The sequence below is a fragment of the Pseudomonas rubra genome (genome assembly GCF_028656935.1).
In the GTDB taxonomy this organism is placed as follows: domain Bacteria; phylum Pseudomonadota; class Gammaproteobacteria; order Pseudomonadales; family Pseudomonadaceae; genus Aquipseudomonas; species Aquipseudomonas rubra.
This window is the reverse complement of sequence record NZ_JAMDGZ010000017.1, coordinates 90,712-112,482: the sequence shown is the minus strand read 5'-3', so window position 1 is coordinate 112,482 and position 21,771 is coordinate 90,712. Positions and strand designations below refer to the sequence as shown.

Below are 21,771 nucleotides of genomic sequence, written 5' to 3'. Positions count from 1 at the left end.
AATCCCGCTCCTACAGCCCTTGTAGGAGCGGGATTGACCCGCGATTGCGCTCAAACAAATCCTGCTCCAGCCGCAAGCACTTGTTATCGGCATCCAGATGCACCCTTGCCCCCAGCGGCAAGGTCAGGTTCGGATCGCAGTGACCACTGCGCCATCCCGCTAGCACCGGCACCTGCAGCGGCTCGAAGAACTGCCTTAGCAAAGGCGCCAGCGCCTCCAGCGTGATCCCGGCAAAATCCCCGACCAGCACACCCGCAATACCCTCGAGCTTGCCCGCCAGACGCAGCTGGGTCAGCAGCCGGTCGACCCGATACAGCGGCTCGTTGACGTCTTCGATAAACAGGATCCCCCCCATGCAGTCTATTTCTGCGGGCGTACCGAGGGTCGCGCACAGCAGCGACAGGTTGCCGCCCTGCAAGGGCCCGCTGGCGGCGCCAGGCAGGACAGTGCTCAATGGCCATGCCTGGGGATGCTCCAGCACATCGCCAGCACCTAATCGACCGCAGATCTGCTCAAACAGCGAGGACAGGGTCGGCTCCTGTTTGTTACCCAGCAATTCGGACTTGAGCATGGCGCCATGGAAGGACACGAACCCTGCATGGCGGGCGATAGCCGTGTGCAGCGCGGTGATGTCGCTGTAACCGACCAGGGGCTTGGGGTGACGGCGCAACAGCTCGAAATCGATCCCCTCGAGCAAGCGCATGCTGCCATAGCCACCACGCAGGCAGATGATTGCATCGACATCGCTGGCGGCAAAAGCGTCGTGCAGGTCTTGCAGGCGCCGGCGGTCACTGCCGGCGAGGTAGCCGTCGGCCGCAGTCACGCCCGGGTAGATTCGGCACCGATAACCGCGCGCCTCGAACCATTGATTGACCTTGAGCGTGTCGACCTCGGCCGGCCCTGCCGGAGCGATGATTGCAATCAGCCCGCCTGCGGGCAGAGGCTTCGGCAGCGGCTGGGCATGCGTCAGTACACCGGCATGGGCTACGAAGGGTAGGTTCATCCAGACAACTCCTTGTGTGGACAGGTCTGCAAACAAAAATGCCGATGTCGCTGGGCAGCGGACATCGGCATCGGAGGCAACCAGACGTCGATCAGAGCTTGATCTTGGCCTCGTGCGCCTGCTGGTCGGCATGATACGAAGAACGCACCAGCGGGCCGGAGGCGACGTTCTTGAAGCCCATCTTGTAGCCTTCTTCGGCGAACCAGGCGAAGGTGTCCGGATGGACGAAGCGCTGTACCGGCAAGTGGCTGCGCGATGGCTGCAGGTACTGGCCGAGGGTCAGCATGTCGATGTTGTGCTCGCGCATGCGATGCATCACTTCGATCACTTCTTCGTCGGTTTCACCCAGGCCCAGCATCAGACCGGACTTGGTCGGTACGTGCGGGACCAGCTCCTTGAACTTCTGCAGCAAGGTCAGCGACCACTGGTAGTCCGAACCCGGACGCGCGGCCTTGTACAGACGCGGCACGGTTTCCAGGTTATGGTTGAACACATCCGGCGGCTCTTGCGCAGTAATCGCCAGCGCCACGTCCATCCGACCACGGTAGTCGGGCACCAGGGTTTCCAACTGAACACCCGGCGACAGCTTGCGGATTTCCCGCAGGCAGTCGGCAAAGTGCTGGGCACCGCCGTCACGCAGGTCGTCGCGGTCTACCGAGGTGATCACCACGTACTTCAGACGCAGGTCGGCAATCGCCACGGCCAGGTTCATCGGTTCGTCAGCGTCCAGCGCCTTCGGCCGGCCGTGGCCGACGTCGCAGAACGGGCAACGACGGGTGCAGATGTCACCCATGATCATGAAGGTCGCGGTACCGCCCGAGAAGCACTCGCCCAGGTTCGGACAGGAAGCCTCTTCGCAGACGCTGTGCAGCTTGTGCTTGCGCAGCAGTTGCTTGATGCGGTCGACTTCCGGCGAAACCGGGATACGCACGCGAATCCAGTCAGGCTTCTTCGGCAGCTCGTCGGTAGGAATGATCTTTACCGGGATACGCGCGACTTTTTCCGCGCCACGCAGTTTGACACCCGCCTCGACCTTGGGCCGAGGCGCTGGCGTCACGCTTTGCACTGGTTCTTGCACAACAGTAGTCATATTCAGAAGATTCCGCCCGTAAGGGTCGTCTGCTCAGCATAGTCGAGGTGCTTGACCAGCTGCCCGCGCAGCCTTGCCCTTACCTCAGAGAGTTCGATCGAGCCTGCCTGATCGCGCAGCTGGGTCATGGCCAGCCCCGCATACCCGCAGGGGTTAATCCGGCGGAATGGCCCAAGGTCCATGTCCACGTTCAGGGCAAGGCCGTGGAACGAACAGCCATTGCGAATCCGCAGGCCGAGCGAGGCGATCTTCGCCCCGTCGACATAGACGCCCGGCGCATCGGCCTTGGCCGCCGCCTCGACGTTGTAACTGGCCAGCAGCTCAACCAGGCAGCGCTCGATGCGGCTGACCAGCTCACGTACGCCAAAACCCAGGCGCCGCACATCGAGCAGCAGGTAGGCCACCAACTGGCCCGGACCGTGGTAGGTCACCTGGCCGCCGCGATCGGTCTGCACCACCGGGATATCCCCCGGCACCAGCAGATGCTCGGCCTTGCCCGCCTGGCCCTGGGTGAACACCGCCGGGTGTTCAACCAGCCAGACCTCATCGGCCGTACCCGGGCCACGCTGGTCGGTGAACCGACGCATGGCCTCCAGTACCGGCTCGTAAGGCAGCAGGCCGAGGTCGCGAAAGCCGAGGCACGCGGGCATCAAAGCACCATTTTCACGATGCCGGTCGCGCGCAGGGCGCTGTTGATATCGTGCAGCTGGTCTTCACCGGTGGCGATGATGTGCAGTTGCACCGTGGTGTACTTGCCTTCCTTGCTCTGACGTTCGGCCAGGGTCTTGAGATCGACCTCGGCGTACTTCTTGAGGATCTCGATCACCGTGTCCTTGAAATTGACCACGGTGTCGCCGATGACCTTGATCGGGTAATCGGCGCAAGGGAATTCGATTTTGTGCGATTTGTCAGCTTCGGTCATGGCAGTAACGGCCTCGTAAGCCGTGGCAACAACAACGCCCCCGCATGAGTGGCGGGGGCGTGGCAGGTCACGATATCAGTTGAACAACCCGTAGAAGAATAGCCGAATGCTATCCCACACACGACGGAAGAAACCGCCTTCCTCAACGCCATCCAGCGCGATCAGGTCGGCACTGTGGACAACCTTGTCATCCAGTTTGACTTCCACTTTACCGATCACGTCACCTTTGTTGATCGGGGCGATCAGCTGCGGGTTCATGGTCATGCTTGCGGCCAGGTTTTTCAATTGGCCTTTAGGCAAAGTCATGCTCAGGTCTTGGGCCAGCCCGGCTTTGACCTGGTTGGTGGCACCCTTCCAGACTGGCGCCTGGGCAAGCTCGGTACCCTTCTGGTAGAAGGTCTGGGTTTCGAAGAAGCGGAAGCCATAGGTCAGCAGCTTCTGGGTTTCGGCCGCACGCGATTGCTCGCTGTTGGTACCAAAGACCACGGCGATCAGGCGCATGCCGTCACGTACCGCCGAAGACACCATGCAGTAGCCGGCTTCGTCGGTGTGGCCGGTTTTCAGGCCGTCGACGGTCTTGTCGCGCCACAGCAGCAGGTTGCGGTTAGGCTGCTTGATGTTGTTCCAGAAGAACTCCTTCTGCGAGTAGATCGCATAGTGAGCCGGGTCTTCGTGGATGATCGCGCGTGCCAGCACTGCCATGTCGTGGGCCGACGAGTAGTGCTCGGGGTTCGGCAGGCCGGTCGGGTTCATGAAGTGGCTGTTGCTCATGCCCAGATCGGTGGCGGTCTTGTTCATCATATCGGCGAAGGCGTCTTCGCTGCCGGCGATGTGCTCGGCCAGGGCGACGCTGGCGTCGTTACCCGACTGGATGATGATGCCGTGCAGCAGGTCGCTGACGCTGACCTGGGTGCCGACCTTGATGAACATCCGCGAACCGCCGGTACGCCAGGCGTTTTCACTGACGGTCACCGGATCGTTCTCGCCGATCTGCCCGCGACGGATATCCAGGGTCGCGATGTAGGCGGTCATCAGCTTGGTCAGGCTCGCCGGAGGCAGACGCTGGTCACCATTGTTCTCGACCAGGATGTTGCCGCTGGAGGCTTCCATGAGCACGTAGGACTTGGCAGCCAGTTGCGGCGGCGACGGCATCATCTGCTCTGCCGCGAAGGCGGCAGGGGCAATCATCAGCGGTACAAGCAGGCAAAGGCGTTTGGCAAAGCTGGTAATGTTCATCCGTCTCTCGAAATGGCTAATGGGCTCATGCCCTCATGGGCAAAACGTTTACAGGCGCATGGCCTGACGGGCAAAACCGCCATTGTACATGGCGGCCACGCCCGGCTGCATGACAAACCGATCAGTCCCCCCGATCAGTCTGCCGTGACGACTTTCGGCTGCCCCAGGTTGGCCAGACGCACACTGTCCTGCATCTGCTGGGCTTCACCCTGGCTGTTGATCGGCCCCAGGCGAACCCGGTGCAGGGTCTGCTGGTTACGCACGATCGAACTGATGAAGACCGGCGCGCTGACCATGCTGCTGAGCTTGGAGCGCAACAGCTCGGCGGCGTCCGGGTTGGCGAAGGCACCGACCTGCAAGTAAAGACCATTACTGGCCAGGGTGTTGTTGCTTGCGACCTGCACCGGCACCACCGAAGCGGCGTGCTGTTGCGGTGGCGGCGTCCATTGTTCGACCACGCCGGTGTTTGCCGGCATGGCCTGGGTCTGGGCCACTTGCGGCTGATCCAGGACCATAGGTGCCGACTGGCCACGCTGGGCCCACCATTGTTTCGGGTCGATGCCCTCGACGCGCACCCGCGCGGTGCCGGTTTCGGCATAACCGAGCTTCTTCGCCGCCGCATAGGACAGGTCGATAATGCGGTCCGAGTAGAACGGGCCACGGTCGTTGACCCGTAGAATCACGCTGCGCTGGTTGTCGAGGTTGGTGACCTTGACGTAGGCCGGCAGTGGCAGGGTCTTGTGCGCCGCGCTCATGCCATAGAGGTCATAGACTTCGCCGTTGGCGGTGTTCTGGCCATGAAACTTGGTGCCATACCAGGACGCCGTGCCCTCGGCGCGGTAATTGCGCGATTCGGGGATCGGGAAATAGGTCTTGCCCAGTACGGTATAGGGGTTGGCCTTGTAATTACCGGTGTGCACCGTCGGTGTCGCGTCTGGAATTTTCGAGACGTCGACATCCCACCAGGGCGCACCATCCTTGTGAGCCCGGTTGATATCCAGGCCAGGCTTGGCACGTACGACGTTACCGGAAGGTTGCGAGGAGCTGCTTGGGCGGCTGCTCGAACAGCTCACCAGTACCAGGCCCAGAGCCGCGCAACCGAGCATTTTCAACGATGTAGCAGAGAACATTCCGCGCATTACTTGGCGCCCCGTGCTTGAACCAGCAGGTCCGAGAGCTGATGCACTGCCATGGCATACATCACGCTGCGGTTATAGCGAGTGATCGCGTAGAAGTTTTTCAGGCCCAGCCAGTATTCAGGGCCGTTGTCGCCTTCGAGCCGGAACGCCGTGACCGGCAGATCATCGCGCAGCGCATCATGACTCGACCAACCCAGTGCCCGCAACTCCCCGACCGTCTTGACCGCGTCGATACCCGGGCTCAGCCCCTCATCGACGCGCTCACCATGCACAGTGGCGCGGCTGACCACCTGCTCGCCGGCCACCCAGCCATGCCGTTTGAAGTAGCTGGCGACGCTGCCGATGGCATCATCCGGGTTGTTCCAGATATTGATATGACCGTCACCGTCGAAGTCAACCGCGTAGGCGCGAAAGCTGCTCGGCATGAACTGCGGCAGACCCATAGCGCCGGCATAGGAGCCCTTGAGGGTCAGCGGATCGACCTGCTCCTCACGAGCTAGCAACAGGTACTCGCGCAGTTCCTTGCGGAAGAATTCGGCGCGCGGCGGGTAATCGAAGCCCAGGGTCGACAACGCGTCGATCACCCGGTAGTTGCCGGTGTTACGACCAAAGAAGGTTTCGACACCGATGATCGAGACGATCACCTGGGCCGGGACCCCATATTCCTGTTCGGCGCGGGCCAAGGTGGCCTCATGCTGGCGCCAGAAATCCACGCCCCGGGCGACCCGGGCGTCGGTGAGGAACATAGGACGATAGTCTTTCCAGGGTTTTACCCGCTCAGCCGGGCGCGAGATCGCGTCGAGGATCGCCTGCTTGCGCTGCACCTCGCGAAACACCGCCATCAACTGCTCACCGGCAAAACCGTAGTCGCGGGTCATCTCGCCGACGAACTCGGCCACTTGGGGCGAGCCGTCATAGTCACCGGCCAAAGCGCTCTGCGCCCCGCCCAGCAGACCCAGAAAGCCGACCCAGGGTGCACAACGAGCCACCCAGCCACGCATTGCTTGCATGTAATTGTTCACCTTATTCAAACCTGCGCAATCCATTTGCGATGCGTATGGATCGACATTAAAACTCCAAACGCTGACAGCAGCGTCACCAACGAAGTTCCGCCATAACTAATGAAGGGCAGCGGCACGCCCACCACGGGCAACAAGCCGCTGACCATTCCGATGTTGACGAAGACATAGACAAAGAAGGTCATGGTCAGGCTGCCGGCCAGCAATTTTCCGTAGAGCGTCTGGGCCTGGGCGGTAATCACCAGGCCGCGGCCGATCAGCAGCAAGTAGATCAGCAGCAAGGCGCAAATACCGACCAGGCCGAACTCCTCGCCGAGTACGGCAATGATGAAGTCGGTGTGGCTCTCCGGGAGAAAGTCCAGGTGCGATTGGGTACCCAGCAGCCAGCCCTTGCCGAACACCCCGCCCGATCCGATCGCCGCCTTCGACTGGATGATGTTCCAGCCGGTGCCCAGCGGGTCGCTTTCAGGGTCAAGGAAGGTCAGCACCCGCTGCTTCTGGTAGTCGTGCATGACGAAGAACCACATGGCCACCGCCACCGGTACGGCCGCCGTCACCACACTGAGGATCCAGCGCCAGCGCAAGCCACCCATAAACAGCACGAAGGCACCGGAGGCAAGAATCAGCAAGGCGGTGCCCAGGTCCGGCTGACGCACGATGAGGATGAACGGCAGGCCAATCAGAATCAGGCTGATCATCACGTGCTTGAGGTGTGGCGGCAGCGAGCGCTTGGCCAGGTACCAGGCGATGGTCGCCGGCATGATGATCTTCATGAACTCAGAAGGCTGGAAGCGGATCACCCCGGGGATGTTGATCCAGCGCGTGGCGCCCATGGCGTTGTGGCCCATGACGTCGACCACCACCAGCAGGATAACCCCGACGACGTAGGCCAACGGTACCCAGCGCGCCATGAAGCGTGGCTCCAGCTGGGCAATCACGAACATCGACACCAGACCGATGCCGAAGGAGCTGGCCTGCTTGAGCAGCAGGTCCCAGTTCTTGCCGCTGGCCGAATACAGCACGAACAGGCTGCCAGCGGCCAGGGTCAGCAGCAGGATCAGCAATGGCCCGTCGATATGGATGCGCTGCAGGAAGCTGGCGCGACGACGCATGACGTCCTCGCTCGATAGCATGCGGTCGAAATTGTTTTTCACGGGGCCGATTCCTGAACAACGGTAGCGGGAGCGAACTCGGGCTTGAGTCGGCCGCTCTCGTCGAGCAACCAGGCGTCCATCACCTGGCGCATCACTGGCGCTGCGACGCGGCCACCTGCCTCGCCGTTTTCGATCATGACCGACACCACGATCCTGGGGTTTTCTGCCGGGGCGAAGCCAACGAACAGGGCGTGGTCGCGGTGGCGCTCCTGAACCTTGTTACGGTCGTACTTCTCGCCCTGCTTGATTGCCACCACCTGGGCGGTACCGCTCTTGCCGGCGATGCGGTACTGGGCCCCAGCGGCGGCGGCGCGGGCGGTGCCGCGGGCGTTGTGCATCACCTGCTCCATGCCATGGGTGACCTTGGCCCAGTCGGACTTGTCGCGCAGCACGATGTCTTCCATCGGATTGTTATCCACAGGCGGCTGGCCTTCGATGGTCTTGGCCAGGTGCGGACGGTTCCACTTGCCTTTGCTGGCGATCAACGCGATGGCCTGGGCCATCTGCAGCGGTGTGGTCTGCATATAGCCCTGGCCGATACCAAGGATCAGCGTCTCGCCCGGGAACCAGGCCTGCCGGCGGGTGGCGCGTTTCCATTCGCGGGTCGGCATCAGGCCGGGCGACTCCTCGAACATGTCCAGGGCGACTTTCTGACCGAGACCGAACTTGTTCATGTAGCTGGACAGGCGGTCGATGCCCATCTTGTGCGCCAGGTCGTAGAAATAGGTGTCGTTGGAACGCATGATCGCCAGGTCCAGGTCGACCCAGCCGTCGCCACTGCGGTTCCAGTTACGGTACTTGTGGTCATAGTTGGGCAACTGGTAATAGCCTGGGTCGAACACCCGGCTGGTGGCGGTGACCACACCGCTGTCCAGGCCTGCGACGGCCACTGCCGGTTTGATGGTCGAACCCGGCGGGTACAGGCCGCGCAGCACGCGGTTGAACAAGGGCCGGTCGATCGAGTCGCGTAGCTCGGCATAGGCCTTGAAGCTGATTCCGGTGACGAACGGGTTGGGGTCGAAACTCGGCTGGCTGACCATCGCCAGCACCTCGCCAGTGTTCGGGTCGAGGGCGACGATAGCACCGCGACGCCCGGCCAGGGCGATCTCGGCGGCTTCCTGCAGCTTGATGTCGAGGCTCAGGACAATGTCTTTGCCAGGAACCGGGTCGGTGCGTTTGAGCACCCGCAAGACCCGGCCACGGGCGTTGGTCTCGACCTCTTCGTAACCCACCTGACCATGCAGCTCCGGCTCGTAGAAGCGCTCGATGCCGGTCTTGCCGATATGGTGGGTGCCGCTGTAGTTGACCGGGTCGAGGGTCTTCAGCTCTTTTTCGTTGATCCGCCCGACATAGCCGACCGAGTGAGCAAAGTGCGCGCCCTGCGGGTAGTGACGCACCAACTGGGCGACCACTTCCACACCCGGCAGGCGGAACTGGTTCACCGCGATGCGGGCGATTTGCTCCTCGGTCAGCTCGAACAGGATCGGCACCGGCTCGAACGGCCGACGCCCCTGGCGCATGCGCTTTTCAAACAGGGTGCGGTCGTCCGGGGTCAGCTCCAGCACCTCGACGATCACATCGAGCACCTGCTGCCAGTCGCCGGAGCGCTCGCGGGTCATGCTCAGGCTGAAGCTGGGCCGGTTGTCGGCAATGATCACCCCGTTGCGGTCGAAAATCAGCCCGCGGGTCGGCGGAATCGGCTGCACATGCACCCGGTTGTTTTCCGACAGGGTCGAGTGATAGTCGTACTGAATCACCTGCAGGTAATACAGGCGGGCGATCAACACGCAGATCAGCAGGACGATCGCCACTGCACCGACCACGACGCGGCTACGCACCAGACGGGCGTCTTTCTCGTGATCCTTGAGGCGAATCGGCTGCGACATTGAAAAGGCTTAAGGCTTATTTATGGTAGGGATGCCCGGACAGTACGGTCCAGGCGCGGTACAGCTGTTCGCCGATCAGTATCCTTACCAACGGGTGGGGCAGTGTCAGCGGCGACAGCGACCAACGCTGTTCGGCCCGCGCACAGACTTCCGGCGCCAGCCCTTCGGGGCCGCCGACCATGAAGTTGACGGTACGCGAGTCCAGGCGCCAGCGGTCCAGCTCGACCGCCAGTTGCTCGGTACTCCAGGGCTTGCCATGGACCTCCAGGGTGACAATCCGTTCCCCTGGCTGGACCTTGGCAAGCATGGCCTCGCCCTCCTGACGAATCAGGCGAGCGACATCGGCATTCTTGCCCCGGGTATTGAGCGGTATTTCCACCAGCTCCAGCGACAGCTCAGAGGGCAGGCGCTTGGCATATTCATGCCAACCGTCCTCGACCCACTTGGGCATGCGCGAGCCGACCGCGATCAGACGCAGACGCACGACGCTTCCTTACTCCTGGTCTTTGTTGAGCTTGGTGAAGAACTCGTGGGTGTTTTCAGGGCTGTGGTGCTTGCCATCGGCTGCACGGCTTTGCTCGGCACCTTTCCACAGACGCTCCAGGTCGTAGAACTGACGGGCCGCGGCAGTCATCATGTGCACGATGACGTCATCCAGGTCGAGCAGAACCCAATCACTGTCGCCCTTGCCTTCTTCACCCAGCGGGCGCACGCCCTGGGCTTTGACCATTTCGCGGACCTTGTCCAGCATTGCACTGATCTGGCGGTTCGAAGTACCGGTGGCGATGATCATGTAGTCAGTGATGCTCTGCTTGTCACGAACGTCAATGACCAGAATGTCGTGGGCCTTAACGTCTTCCAGTGCAGCAACAGCTACCTTGACCAGCTCTGCGCCTTTAATCATTTCTTGCTTGCTCATATAAAACTCATTCAACTCTTAGGTATGAGGCGCTGTTGGCGCTCTCAGTTCGGCGCACGGTAAAGGTTGTGCGCATCGATGTAGGCCAGTACTGCGTCCGGCACCAGAAACCGCACCGACTTGCCGCTGGCCAGCAGCTGTCGGATCTGCGTGGCTGACACCGCAAGCGGCGTCTGCCAGACGAATGCAATATTCCCGGCAGGCCCTTGCAGGGCCTGCGGATCACTGACCGAGCGTGCCGCCAGCAGGTTGCGCAAGGCATCCGGTGGCTCGACGTCGGCATCCGGGCGTTGCAGCACCAGAATGTGACAGTGTTGCAGCAATTCTTCCCAACGATGCCAACCGGGCAAGCCGCAAAACGCGTCCCAGCCCAGCAGCAGAAACAGCTGCTCCGAAGCGGCCATTTCGGCACGCATCAGTTCCAGCGTCTCGACGGTGTACGACGGCTTGTCACGCGCAAGCTCCCTGGCGTCGACCGCCAGAGTCGGCACGCCTTCAACGGCGCAGCGCACCATCGCCAGGCGATCCTGCGCCGACACCTGCGGCGTATCGCGATGCGGTGGACGGGCGTTGGGCATCAGCCGCAGCTCGTCCAGCGCCAGCACTTCGGCTACCTCCAGCGCACTGCGCAGGTGGCCGATGTGCACCGGGTCGAATGTCCCGCCGAGTACGCCGATGCGCCGGGCGGGCGTCATCGTCGAGACTGGGGCGAGCGGTTTGCGCTCGGCCAAGTCAGAGCGACTCCTGTCCGCGCAGCTGACCATCGCCGATCACCACGTACTTCTCGCAGGTCAGGCCTTCCAGGCCGACCGGGCCACGGGCGTGCAGCTTGTCGGTGGAAATCCCGATCTCTGCCCCCAGGCCATACTCGAAACCGTCGGCAAAGCAGGTCGGGGTGTTGATCATCACCGAAGACGAATCAACCTCGGCCATGAACTGGCGAGCCTGCGCCTGATGTTCGGTAACGATGGCATCGGTATGGTGCGAACCATATCGATTGATGTGTTCGATGGCCTGGTCCAGGCCGTCCACCACGCGGATCGACAAGATCGCCGCAAGGTATTCGGTGCTCCAGTCTTCTTCGCTTGCAGGCACCGCTTCAATGATCTGCCGGGTACGCTCGCAACCGCGCATCTCGACGCCTTTTTCCCGAAATTGACGGGCCATTTCCGGCAAGAACTCGGCGGCTACCGACTGATCGACCAGCAGGGTTTCCATCGCCCCGCAGATGCCGTAACGGTAGGTCTTGGCGTTGAAGGCGATGCGTCGGGCCTTGTCCAGCTCGGCATGTTCGGCCACATAGACGTGGCAGATACCGTCCAGGTGCTTGATCACCGGCACCCGCGCGTCGCGGCTGATACGCTCGATCAGGCCCTTGCCACCACGCGGGACGATGACATCGACGAACTCGGGCATGCTGATCAGCGCGCCGACCGCTTCGCGGTCTGTGGTCTCGACCACTTGCACCACCGCAGCCGGCAGGCCGGCCTCGGCCAGGCCACGCTGGATACAGGCGGCAATGGCACGATTGGAATGGATAGCCTCTGAACCGCCACGCAGGATGGTGGCGTTACCCGACTTCAGGCACAGGCTGGCGGCATCGATGGTCACGTTCGGCCGTGACTCATAGATAATGCCGATAACGCCCAGGGGCACGCGCATCTTGCCGACCTGAATACCCGATGGCCGGTAGCTCATGTCGCGGATCGCGCCGACCGGGTCCGGCAGGCTGGCTACCTGGCGCAGGCCGACAATCATGCCGTCGATGCGCGCCGGCGTCAGCGCCAGGCGCTCGAGCATGACCGGTTCCAGGCCATTGGCGCGGCCAGCGGCGAGGTCCAGCTCATTGGCGGCGGTCAACTCGGCGCGGGCAGCATCCAGCGCGCTGGCGGCGGCTTGCAGGGCGCGGTTCTTCTGCGCAGTGCTGGCACGGCCGATCACGCGCGACGCCGCGCGGGCAGCGCGACCCAGGCGGGTCATGTAGTCAAGAACGGACTCAGTCATGGGCTCAGTGGTCTTGGCGAAGGGGAAAATCGGATGATTATAACTGTCGAGTGAGCCCACGCCCAGCGGTGACAGGCGGATGGTCGAAAACAGTGCCAGCCCCACACTCCATAATGGCCATTCAGGGTTGGTTAAGGCAGAAATTGCTATCATCGCCCACCTGTACAGCCGCGAACTTCGCCAGCATGCCCGACTCCGCCCCCTGCCCGCCCCAGGCCCTGCCCGATAGCTTCTTCGACCGCGACGCCAGGGATCTGGCCAAGGCCCTGCTGGGCAAAGTCATCCGCCACCGCCATGGCCCGTACTGGCTGGCCGCGCGGATCATCGAGACCGAGGCCTACTACCTCAGCGACAAGGGCAGCCACGCCTCGCTTGGCTACACCGAAAAGCGCCGGGCGCTGTTCCTCGATGGCGGGCACATCTACATGTACTACGCCCGCGGTGGCGACTCGCTGAACTTCAGCGCCCACGGCCCGGGCAATGCGGTGCTGATCAAGTCGGCCTTTCCCTTCATCGATGCCCTGTCGAACGCCAACAGCCTGGCGCAGATGCAACTGAACAACCCCGACGCCAGCAACCAGCCACGCCCGCCCGAACGCCTGTGCGCCGGCCAGACCCTGCTATGCAAGGCCCTGGGCCTGAAAGTACCGCACTGGGATGGCAAACGCTTCGATGCCGAGCAGCTGTTTGTCGAGGACTGCGGTATCAAAGTGAAACAAATTATCCAGACCACCCGCTTGGGGATTCCCCTCGGTCGCGATGAACATCTGCCTTACCGTTTCGTCGACGCCGACTTCGCCCGCCATTGCACACGGAACCCGCTGCGCCGGGGCCAAGTCGAAGGCCGGGACTACTTCTTACTGACACAAGGAAACTGACACGATGGGCCCATGGCTCGACAGCCTGACCACTTGGCTCAGCGCCAACCCGCAGTGGCTTGGCTTGGCAATTTTTCTGGTGGCCTGCGTGGAATGCCTGGCAATTGCCGGGATCATCGTCCCCGGTACCGTCCTGCTGTTCGCCGTTGCCGTACTGGCCGGTAGCGGTGCGCTGAGCCTGGGCGAAACCCTGCTGCTGGGCTTTGCCGGTGGTTTGCTGGGGGACGCGATCTCCTACACCCTGGGCCGGCGCTTTCACCAGAACATTCGCCGCCTGCCGCTGTTGCGCCATCACCCGGAATGGATCGGCAGCGCCGAGAGCTACTTCCAGCGCTATGGCATCGCCAGCTTGCTGGTCGGGCGCTTCATCGGCCCATTGCGGCCGATGCTGCCGATGGTTGCCGGCATGTTCGACATGCCTCTGCCACGCTTCATTGCGGTGAGCCTGCTCGCCGGGGCCGGCTGGGCCGTCGCCTACTTGCTACCGGGCTGGGCCACTGGCGCTGCCATGCGCCTGCCGCTGCCAGAGGGTTTCTGGCCGCAGGCGGGGGTGGTGATGGGCGGATTGGCGGTGCTGATCGGCCTGAGCGTCAACAGCAGCCTGCGCAGCATGCGTCGCGGCACCCGGTTGATTGCCGGGGTGAGCCTGCTGGCCCTGATCGGCCTGTTCCTCGGTTGGCCGTACCTGACCCAGTTCGACCAAGGGCTGATGACCCTGATCCAGGAAAACCGCAGCCGCGCCATCGACGGCACTGTGGTGCTGGTTACGCGCCTGGGTGATTTTCGTACCCAGTTCTTCCTCGGCGGCCTGCTCACTGGCCTGTTGCTGCTAGCCCGGCAGTGGCGTCCGGCAATTTTCGCCGGCAGCACCCTGATCGGCACAGCCCTGGCCAATGGCAGCCTCAAATGGTTGTTCGCCCGAGCTCGTCCCGAGGTACTGAGCGATCCACTGACTACCTACAGCATGCCCAGTGGCCACAGCTCGGCAGCGTTTGCCTTCTTTCTGGTCCTGGCGGTACTCGCCGGCCGCGGCCAGCCGCCGCGCATGCGCCTGACCTGGATCATGCTGGGCTGCATTCCGGCGCTGTCGATCGCGCTGTCGCGGGTGTACCTCGGCGCGCACTGGCCGACTGACATTCTCGCCGGTGCCATGCTCGCCTGCTGCGTGTGCGCCACCAGCCTGACCCTGACCCAGTATCGGCAGCCGCTCACTGCCCTGCCGTTACGGGTATGGTGGCTTATCCTGCCGGCCTGCGTCGCCCTGCTGGCATTCTTCGCCCTGCACTCGCTACCCCACGCCTTGTTGCGCTACCAGTATTGAGGGTTCAGGCGAACAGTTCGCCCTGAAGTCGATCAAGCAGCGCCTGGATGGCATCCAGGCGCTGGCGCGGCGAGTCGATGGCCAATAGGTCAAGCTTGTCTTCTTCGACAAATGGCAGCAGGTAGGCGAGCTGGTTGGCCAGCGCCTGCTGGCCGGTGACGGTCACTGGCATGCCAAGGGATTCGACCATCGGGTGCTCGCCCAATGCAGTGAGCAGCGCCAGCAAATCGTCATGGTCGTCTTCCAGTGGTGCATCGACCTGCTCCGGCAACCAGGAGACATCGGCCACCAGCAACTGGTCCTTTTGCACCTCGAATGGCCCGACGCGAAAACGCCGGGTGCCCTCGACACGAATGCCAAGCAGACCGTTGCCCTGCTGCTGGAAGTCACGAATCACAGCCTCGCAACCAATTTGAGAGAAGCCCGTGGGCGCTGCGCCGATCTGCTCGCCCTCGAGGATGCACACCACGCCAAAACCGCCGCCCTGCCTCATGATGCGGCCGATCATGTCCAGGTAACGCGCCTCGAAGATCTGCAAGTCGAGGATACAGCCTGGAAACAGCACGGTATTGAGTGGAAACAGCGGTAACGTCATTGCAATTCCTCAAGCAACCAGGCTAACCGCCAGTGGCAGGAATACTGCCGTGGCAACCCCCATCAGGCTCATCGCCAGGGCCGCGAAGGCCCCGCACTCTTCACTTTCCTGCAGCGCCACCGAAGTGCCCACCGCATGCGCGGTCACGCCCAGGGCCATGCCACGGGCTTCAGGGCTGTGCACACCGCAACGGCTCAGCAAGGCCGGGCCGAAGATCGCTCCGATTACCCCGGTGATCAACACGAACACCGCCGCCAATGCCGCCACGCCGCCAATCTGCTCGGCCACCAGCATGGCAATCGGCGAAGTGACCGATTTCGGCGCCATGGTCATCAGGATCATGTGCTCGGCGCCGAACCACCATCCCAGTAACAGGCAGGCGCCGGTGGCAAACACCCCTCCGATTACCAGCGTAGTAAAGGTCGGCCAGAACAGCTGGCGAATACGCCGCAGGTTGAGATAAAGCGGTACCGCCAGCGCCACGGTAGCCGGGCCCAGCAAGATGTTCATGATCTCGGTGCTTTTGCGGTACTCGCTGTAGGTCAGGCCACAGCTAAGCAGTACGCCAATGACCACCAGCATCGACACCAGCACCGGCTGCAGGAAGATCCAGCGCGTCTTCTCATAGGCGGCCAACACCAGTTGGTAGGCGCCCAGGGTAATACCGATGCCGAACAGCGGGTGATGTATGACGGCAGCTGCGGCGCCGCCCCAGTCCAGGCTCATGGCTGCTCCTCATGTGTGCCCTGGCGGGCGATCAGCTTGTGCATCAGCACGCCGACGAACACCAGGGTGAGCAACGCCGACAGCACCAGGGCGCCGACAATGGCCCAGAAATCTGCGGCGATGTCGGCGGCGTAGACCATCACCCCCACCGCCGGCGGCACCAGCAACAACGGCAGGTAGCGCAGCAGGCTGTTGGCCGCCTCGCTCAAGGGCGCGCCCACCTCGCCACGCAGCATCAGGAACACCAGCAGCAACAGCAGGCCGATGATCGGCCCCGGCAGGATCGGCACGAACAAGTGATTGATCGCCGTCCCGAGCAACTGGAACAGCACCAGCCAGGTCAAACCACGCAACAGCATAAGCATCTCCTTGAGGCCTGGCGGCCATTATAAGCACGCTAACGACCGGCCTATAAGCCAAGTTTGGCCGACTTGACCGCATCCAGCGGGCGTGCTGATCTTAGGGCTTCGAATCTGCCGAAGTCATAAGAAAATCAAAGACAACCTGGAGAGTCAAAATGCCCTATGTACCTGTTGCAGAGCTTTCGCAGTACGTTGGAAAGGAACTGGGACGTTCCGAATGGCTGACCATCGATCAAGACCGCATCAACCTGTTTGCCGAGGCAACCGGCGACTTTCAGTTCATCCATGTCGACCCGATCAAGGCGGCAAAAACGCCATTTGGCAGCACCATCGCTCACGGTTTTCTCACCCTGTCGCTGATTCCCAAGCTGATGGAAGGCCTCGTGGTCTTGCCTGAAGGTTTGAAAATGGTCGTCAACTATGGCCTGGACAGTGTGCGCTTCGTCCAGCCGGTGAAGGTCGATAGCAAGGTGCGGCTCAAGGTCGACCTGACCGATGCCACCGAGAAGAAGCCCGGCCAATGGCTGCTCAAGATTACTGCCACCCTGGAAATCGAAGGCCAGGAAAAGCCCGCCTACATTGCCGAACCGCTGACGCTCTGCTTCGTCTGAGTCCGGCATGGGGGTGAAACCGTCCTGACGACTGTTTCACCCGCCGCTTTGTGCGGCATACTCGGGGCCTCACTCGTCCGGACCCCGCCATGCGCCTACTTGTTCCCCTTGCCCTGACCCTGCTGCTGGCCGCCTGCGGTGACGGTGAACCCTTGTCGCCCGCCGACGCACGCCTGCCCGATGGCGGCCGCTATCGTGGCGAGGTCGTCAACGGCCTGCTGCAAGGGGCCGGGCGCATCGACTACCCCAATGGCAGCTGGTACCAAGGCAATTTTCTCAATGGCCAGTGGCACGGTCAGGGCGAATGGCACGGCAGCAATGGCGAGGTCTACCGCGGCCAGTTCCAGCAAGGCCTGTTCCACGGCCTGGGCACCCTGAAAACCCCGGGCAGCAGTTTTACCGGCGGGTTCAAGCTCGGTCGCCGTGATGGCGAAGGCACCCTGAAGGAACCCGGCCTGCTCTACCGCGGCCAGTTCAAGGACGATCAGTACAACGGCGCCGGCCATCTCGAACTCGCCGATGGCAGCCAGTACCAGGGCCTGTTCGCCCGTGGCCAACCCAATGGCGAAGGCATCCGCAGCGACGCCAGCGGCAACCAGTTCAGTGGGCATTTCGTCAACGGCCAGCTCGAAGGCAGCGGCACCTTCAACAGCGCCGAAGGCGATCAGTACATTGGCGCCTTTCACGACAACCGTCTGGAAGGCCGTGGCCGTTACGAAAACGCCGACGGCGATGTGTGGATCGGTCAGTTCAAGGACGGCTCGCTCAGCGGCAAGGGCGAGCTGATCGGCAGCGACGGCAGCCACTACAAAGGTACCTTCAGCGACTGGCGCTTTTCCGGCACCGGTCACCTGCAATTGCCTGACGGCAGCTTCTATGTCGGCGGCTTCGAGAACGACACTTATCAGGGCAATGGCCGCCTGACCCTGATCGACGGGCGCAGCGAAAGCGGCCTGTGGCTCAACGGCCAGCGCGTGCGCGACGAACACGGCAAGCTGCTGCCCGACCCGCTGGAGCTGGCGCTGCTCAACCAAGGCACGCTGCTTGAACAAGCACTGGCCAAAGTGCCAGCTTCAACTCCGGACATCGAACTCTACAGCCTGGCCTTGGGTGGCGATGGCAAGCAAAGCGTGTTCCTGCGTGAGGCCGATTACGTCAGCAACATGCTCAAGAGCCGCTTTGGCGCCATCGGCCAGGTCAGCCTGGTCAACCACCGCGACCACCTCTTCGACCGGCCCATGGCCACCCGCGAGAACCTCGCTCGCGCCGTGCGCACCCTGGCCAAGCGCAGCGGCCCGGAAGACCTGGTATTCATCTACCTGACCAGCCACGGCAGCCATGAGCACGAACTGGTGCTCGACCAACCGCGCCTGCAACTCTCCGACCTGCCCGCCGATGCCCTGGCCGCGACCCTGGCGCCGCTCAAGGAGCGCGACAAGATCATTGTCATCTCGGCCTGTTACTCCGGGGGCTATATCGCCCCGCTCAAAGATGAGCGGACCCTGATCATCACCGCCTCACGGGCGGACCGGGTGTCGTTCGGTTGTTCCGAAGAAGCCAACTTCACCTATTTCGGCGACGCCCTGTTCGCCCAGGCACTCAACCAGACCGACGACCTGCAGCAAGCGTTCGAGCTGGCCAAGGCGAGTGTTTCGCAACGCGAGTCGATAGAAGGTTTCGACGCCTCCGAACCGCAGATATGGGCGCCGAAGGCAGTACTCGAACACTGGCAACGGCTACGCCAACAGCAGGCGCGCAAGGCATTGCAAAGTGGCGGCGAGCAACAGACAGAACATGCAAAAAATGCGAGCAACCACTAAGCTGACTGTATCAAGGGAGAGACATCATGTACTTGACGCCTCAGCACATCCTGCTTGCCGGAGCCACCGGTCTCACCGGTGAACACTTACTTGATCGGCTGCTCAACGAGCCTACCGTCAGCCGCGTATTGGCCCCAACCCGTCGTCCACTGGCCGAACACCCGCACCTGGAAAATCCGGTGGGTGACCCGGCGGTGTTTCTCCCGCAACTGGCAGGCCGTGTCGACATCGCTTTCTGCTGCCTGGGTACCACCATCAAGCAGGCAGGATCAGAACCGGCCTTTCGCGCGGTCGACCTGGACATGGTCGTCGCCTTCGGCAAACGCGCCCGGGAAATGGGTGCACGGCACCTGCTGGTGGTCAGTGCCCTGGGTGCCGACCGAAGATCGCCAATCTTCTACAACCGGGTCAAAGGCGAAATGGAAGCGGCACTCAAAGCCCAGGACTGGCCGCAACTGACCATCGCCCGGCCCTCGTTGCTACTGGGTGATCGTATCGAGCCGCGGCTGTCGGAGAGACTGGCCGGTCCCTTTTCCAAACTGATTCCGGGGAAATACCGGGGGATAGAAGCCTGTCAGCTGGCCCGGGCGTTGTGGCGCCTGGCGCTGGAAGAACAGGACGGGATTCGGATAGTCGAGTCCGATGAGTTGCGCAGGTTGGGCAAATAGAACCTGGGGCTGCTTTGCAGCCCATCGCTGGCAAGGCCAGCTCCCACAAGGATTTACACTTCCCTGTGGGAGCCGGCGTTGCCGGCGATGAGGCCAACCGCTACAACCCGCCAGTCGCTTGAAACCCAACCCCCAGCGCGGTCAACACCGATAGCGGCAGCAACACGGTATCGAGCAGCGCACTGCCCGGCAGATCCAGCCCCGGATACGTGGGTGCCTCGGCGCCAAAGCGGTCCATCGCGCAACAGCCTCCCTGCATGGCGTACAAATCCAGCCGCGTACCGGCATACACCAGCGGCGCCCCGGGCTTGGCGGCATCCAGTGTGCGCACGCTGGCGCAACCACTAGCCAGCACGCACAGTAGCGCTACGCCAAGCAGGCGCTTCATTCATCGGCGCCAAAATGATGCTCGCCCCAACGCGGCAACATGTCCTGAGGGATGTCCAGCAGATTGAGAATCCGCGCAACGACAAAGTCGATGAGGTCGTCGATGGTTTGCGGCTGATGATAGAACCCCGGCGCCGCCGGCAAAATCACCGCGCCCATGTTCGACAACTTGAGCATGTTCTCAAGGTGAATGGTCGAGAACGGCGCTTCGCGTGGCACCAGAATCAGCTGCCGCCGCTCCTTCAAGGTGACATCTGCGGCCCGCTCGATGAGGTTGTTGCAGGCACCGGTGGCGATTGCCGACAGGGTGCCGGTGGAGCATGGCACCACCACCATCGCCGCCGGCGCACCGGAGCCCGAGGCTACCGGCGACATCCAGTCTTCCTTGCCATACACGCGAATCTGCCCGGCGGCGGCGCCGGTGTACTCGGTGAGAAAGGCTTGCATGGCCTGCGGCTTGGCCGGCAGCAACACATCAGTCTCGGTGGCCATGACCAGTTGTGCGGCCTTGGAGATCAGAAAATGCACCTCGCGGTCTTCGCGCACCAGGCAATCGAGCAAGCGCAGCCCATATTGCGCTCCCGAAGCCCCGGTCATGGCCAGCGTGATGCGTTGCGGCCCGCTCATTTCAGCGCCTCGGCCAACTTGCCATGCAGGCCGCCAAAGCCGCCGTTGCTCATGATCACCACCTGGGTGCCGGGCTTGGCCTGGCTCTTGACCCGCTCGATGATGGCTTCAAGGCTGTCGGCGACCACAGCGGGTACCTTGCATTCGGCGGCGGTGCCAGCCAGGTCCCAGCCCAGGTTCGGCGGTGCGTACCAGATCACCTGGTCGGCATCGTTGACACTCTCGGGCAAGCCATCACGGTGAGCACCAAGCTTCATCGAGTTGGAGCGCGGCTCGATCACCGCAATCAACGGCGCGTCGCCGATGCGCTTGCGCAGGCCGTCGAGAGTAGTGGCAATCGCCGTCGGGTGGTGGGCAAAGTCGTCATAGATGGTCACGCCCTGTACTTCAGCGACCTTTTCCATCCGGCGTTTAACGCTTTTGAACGCACTGAGCGCGGCAATGCCCATGGTCGGCATTACGCCGACATGACGCGCGGCCGCCAGGGTGGCCAGCGCGTTGGCGACGTTGTGCTGACCGGTCAGCTCCCACTCGACCACGCCCTGGGTTTGGCCTTCGAAGCTGACTTCGAAACGCGAACCGTCGGCGCTGAGCAACTTGACCTGCCACTGCCCGCCAACACCCGTGGTCTGCACCGGCGTCCAGCAACCCATCTTGATGACCCGCTCCAGGGCAGGTTCAGTGGTCGGGTGAATCACCAGGCCTTCGCTCGGAATGGTCCGCACCAAGTGATGGAATTGCCGCTCGATGGCTGCCAGGTCAGGGAAGATATCCGCATGATCAAACTCAAGGTTGTTGAGGATCGCGGTGCGCGGACGGTAATGGACGAATTTCGAACGTTTGTCGAAGAAGGCGCTGTCGTATTCGTCGGCCTCGACCACGAAGAACGGTGTGCCGCCCAGACGGGCCGAGACCGAGAAATTCTGCGGTACGCCGCCGATCAAGAAGCCCGGGCTCATGCCGGCATGTTCCAGCACCCAGGCAAGCATGCTGCTGGTGGTGGTCTTGCCATGGGTACCGGCAACCGCCAGCACCCAGCGGCCTTGCAGCACGTGGTCGGCCAACCACTGCGGGCCAGAGACGTACGGCAGGCCCTTGTTCAGCACGTATTCCACTGCAGGGTTGCCCCGCGACAGAGCGTTGCCGATCACCACCAGGTCCGGCGCCGGGTCCAGTTGAGCGGCATCGTAGCCCTGGGTCAGTTCAATGCCCTGGGCCTGGAGCTGGGTGCTCATCGGTGGGTAGACATTGGCATCGGAGCCGGTGACCCGATGACCAAGCTCCTTGGCCAGCACGGCCAGCGAACCCATGAAAGTGCCGCAAATACCGAGAATATGAATGTGCATGATCGACCTCGCAAAACGTCGAGGCAGGGTAGCCTAGGGCGCGAAAAATCGCATCCTG

23 protein-coding genes and 1 pseudogene are annotated in these 21,771 nt (G+C 62.5%); 5 read left to right on the top strand and 19 right to left on the bottom strand.

The features are described from left to right. Window positions 1-10 precede the first annotated feature (10 nt). From M5G17_RS08955 to M5G17_RS08895, 13 genes and pseudogenes are all read right to left on the bottom strand, one after another. On the bottom strand, window positions 11-1,003 hold the full coding sequence (locus M5G17_RS08955; RefSeq protein WP_273892564.1) for a S66 peptidase family protein: 993 nt from the start codon (window positions 1,001-1,003) through the stop codon (window positions 11-13). Window positions 1,004-1,094: 91 nt separating this feature from the next. Continuing rightward, window positions 1,095-2,093, bottom strand: a complete 999-nt coding sequence (gene lipA / locus M5G17_RS08950; protein ID WP_130266428.1) for a lipoyl synthase — start codon at window positions 2,091-2,093, stop codon at window positions 1,095-1,097. A gap of 2 nt (window positions 2,094-2,095) precedes the next feature. Then, entirely contained in the window at window positions 2,096-2,743 is a 648-nt protein-coding gene (gene lipB, locus M5G17_RS08945; protein WP_273892563.1) for a lipoyl(octanoyl) transferase LipB, read from the bottom strand. Continuing rightward, window positions 2,743-3,015, bottom strand: coding sequence for a DUF493 domain-containing protein (locus M5G17_RS08940; RefSeq protein WP_273892562.1), 273 nt, complete (start codon window positions 3,013-3,015; stop codon window positions 2,743-2,745). The genes lipB and M5G17_RS08940 overlap by 1 nt, the downstream gene beginning before the upstream one ends. A gap of 75 nt (window positions 3,016-3,090) precedes the next feature. Beyond that, on the bottom strand, window positions 3,091-4,251 hold the full coding sequence (locus M5G17_RS08935; RefSeq protein ID WP_130266431.1) for a D-alanyl-D-alanine carboxypeptidase family protein: 1,161 nt from the start codon (window positions 4,249-4,251) through the stop codon (window positions 3,091-3,093). 134 nt (window positions 4,252-4,385) lie between these two features. Continuing rightward, the gene (locus M5G17_RS08930; protein WP_273892561.1) at window positions 4,386-5,390 is read right to left on the bottom strand and encodes a septal ring lytic transglycosylase RlpA family protein; all 1,005 of its coding nucleotides are present in this window, start codon (window positions 5,388-5,390) and stop codon (window positions 4,386-4,388) included. Next, on the bottom strand, window positions 5,390-6,400 hold the full coding sequence (gene mltB / locus M5G17_RS08925; protein WP_273892560.1) for a lytic murein transglycosylase B: 1,011 nt from the start codon (window positions 6,398-6,400) through the stop codon (window positions 5,390-5,392). Before mltB ends, M5G17_RS08930 begins: the two co-directional genes overlap by 1 nt. A gap of 17 nt (window positions 6,401-6,417) precedes the next feature. After that, window positions 6,418-7,521, bottom strand: coding sequence for a rod shape-determining protein RodA (gene rodA, locus M5G17_RS08920; protein WP_273892595.1), 1,104 nt, complete (start codon window positions 7,519-7,521; stop codon window positions 6,418-6,420). Window positions 7,522-7,559: 38 nt separating this feature from the next. Beyond that, window positions 7,560-9,449 carry a penicillin-binding protein 2 gene (gene mrdA, locus M5G17_RS08915; protein WP_273892559.1) on the bottom strand — a complete coding sequence of 630 codons (1,890 nt, stop codon included), beginning with the start codon at window positions 9,447-9,449 and terminating at the stop codon, window positions 7,560-7,562. A 16-nt stretch (window positions 9,450-9,465) separates the two neighbouring features. Continuing rightward, the gene (rlmH, locus tag M5G17_RS08910) at window positions 9,466-9,933 is read right to left on the bottom strand and encodes a 23S rRNA (pseudouridine(1915)-N(3))-methyltransferase RlmH (RefSeq protein ID WP_010222895.1); all 468 of its coding nucleotides are present in this window, start codon (window positions 9,931-9,933) and stop codon (window positions 9,466-9,468) included. Window positions 9,934-9,942: 9 nt separating this feature from the next. After that, window positions 9,943-10,350, bottom strand: a pseudogene (rsfS, locus tag M5G17_RS08905) (ribosome silencing factor); the annotation flags it as partial. Between the two features lie 62 nt (window positions 10,351-10,412). Beyond that, complete coding sequence (gene nadD, locus M5G17_RS08900; RefSeq protein WP_273892594.1) at window positions 10,413-11,063, bottom strand: nicotinate-nucleotide adenylyltransferase; 651 nt, start codon at window positions 11,061-11,063, stop codon at window positions 10,413-10,415. Between the two features lie 37 nt (window positions 11,064-11,100). Continuing rightward, on the bottom strand, window positions 11,101-12,372 hold the full coding sequence (locus tag M5G17_RS08895; RefSeq protein WP_273892557.1) for a glutamate-5-semialdehyde dehydrogenase: 1,272 nt from the start codon (window positions 12,370-12,372) through the stop codon (window positions 11,101-11,103). A 185-nt stretch (window positions 12,373-12,557) separates the two neighbouring features. Here M5G17_RS08895 and M5G17_RS08890 point away from each other — a divergent pair, with 185 nt between their 5' ends. Together M5G17_RS08890 and M5G17_RS08885 are read left to right on the top strand one after the other, a co-directional pair. Next, entirely contained in the window at window positions 12,558-13,250 is a 693-nt protein-coding gene (locus M5G17_RS08890; RefSeq protein WP_273892556.1) for a DNA-3-methyladenine glycosylase, read from the top strand. Between the two features lie 4 nt (window positions 13,251-13,254). After that, window positions 13,255-14,571: a bifunctional DedA family/phosphatase PAP2 family protein gene (locus tag M5G17_RS08885; RefSeq protein ID WP_273892555.1), complete on the top strand. Its 1,317-nt coding sequence runs from the start codon at window positions 13,255-13,257 to the stop codon at window positions 14,569-14,571. A 4-nt stretch (window positions 14,572-14,575) separates the two neighbouring features. Here the strand turns inward: M5G17_RS08885 and M5G17_RS08880 are convergent, their stop codons facing one another. The 3 genes from M5G17_RS08880 to M5G17_RS08870 are packed head-to-tail and all read right to left on the bottom strand — an operon-like array spanning window position 14,576 to window position 16,251. Then, window positions 14,576-15,166: an LON peptidase substrate-binding domain-containing protein gene (locus M5G17_RS08880; protein WP_273892554.1), complete on the bottom strand. Its 591-nt coding sequence runs from the start codon at window positions 15,164-15,166 to the stop codon at window positions 14,576-14,578. Between the two features lie 9 nt (window positions 15,167-15,175). Further along, window positions 15,176-15,892, bottom strand: a complete 717-nt coding sequence (locus tag M5G17_RS08875; protein WP_273892553.1) for an LrgB family protein — start codon at window positions 15,890-15,892, stop codon at window positions 15,176-15,178. After that, complete coding sequence (locus tag M5G17_RS08870) at window positions 15,889-16,251, bottom strand: CidA/LrgA family protein (RefSeq protein ID WP_273892552.1); 363 nt, start codon at window positions 16,249-16,251, stop codon at window positions 15,889-15,891. The genes M5G17_RS08875 and M5G17_RS08870 overlap by 4 nt, the downstream gene beginning before the upstream one ends. A gap of 158 nt (window positions 16,252-16,409) precedes the next feature. On the opposite strand from M5G17_RS08870, the gene M5G17_RS08865 reads away from it, so the two are divergent. From M5G17_RS08865 to M5G17_RS08855, 3 genes are all read left to right on the top strand, one after another. Further along, on the top strand, window positions 16,410-16,865 hold the full coding sequence (locus M5G17_RS08865) for a MaoC family dehydratase (RefSeq protein ID WP_273892551.1): 456 nt from the start codon (window positions 16,410-16,412) through the stop codon (window positions 16,863-16,865). Window positions 16,866-16,954: 89 nt separating this feature from the next. Then, window positions 16,955-18,685 carry a C13 family peptidase gene (locus M5G17_RS08860; RefSeq protein ID WP_273892550.1) on the top strand — a complete coding sequence of 577 codons (1,731 nt, stop codon included), beginning with the start codon at window positions 16,955-16,957 and terminating at the stop codon, window positions 18,683-18,685. A gap of 26 nt (window positions 18,686-18,711) precedes the next feature. After that, window positions 18,712-19,353 carry an oxidoreductase gene (locus M5G17_RS08855; protein WP_273892549.1) on the top strand — a complete coding sequence of 214 codons (642 nt, stop codon included), beginning with the start codon at window positions 18,712-18,714 and terminating at the stop codon, window positions 19,351-19,353. A gap of 100 nt (window positions 19,354-19,453) precedes the next feature. On the opposite strand, the gene M5G17_RS08850 is transcribed toward M5G17_RS08855, so the two are convergent. Genes M5G17_RS08850 through mpl form a run of 3 tightly spaced genes read right to left on the bottom strand, consistent with a single transcriptional unit; the run spans window position 19,454 to window position 21,713 of the window. Then, a complete protein-coding gene (locus M5G17_RS08850) occupies window positions 19,454-19,741 on the bottom strand; it encodes a YceK/YidQ family lipoprotein (RefSeq protein ID WP_273892548.1) in 288 nt (95 codons plus the stop codon). Further along, window positions 19,738-20,367 carry a flavin prenyltransferase UbiX gene (gene ubiX / locus M5G17_RS08845; RefSeq protein ID WP_038998571.1) on the bottom strand — a complete coding sequence of 210 codons (630 nt, stop codon included), beginning with the start codon at window positions 20,365-20,367 and terminating at the stop codon, window positions 19,738-19,740. The genes M5G17_RS08850 and ubiX overlap by 4 nt, the downstream gene beginning before the upstream one ends. Next, a complete protein-coding gene (gene mpl / locus M5G17_RS08840; protein ID WP_273892547.1) occupies window positions 20,364-21,713 on the bottom strand; it encodes a UDP-N-acetylmuramate:L-alanyl-gamma-D-glutamyl-meso-diaminopimelate ligase in 1,350 nt (449 codons plus the stop codon). The genes ubiX and mpl overlap by 4 nt, the downstream gene beginning before the upstream one ends. Window positions 21,714-21,771: the final 58 nt, after the last annotated feature.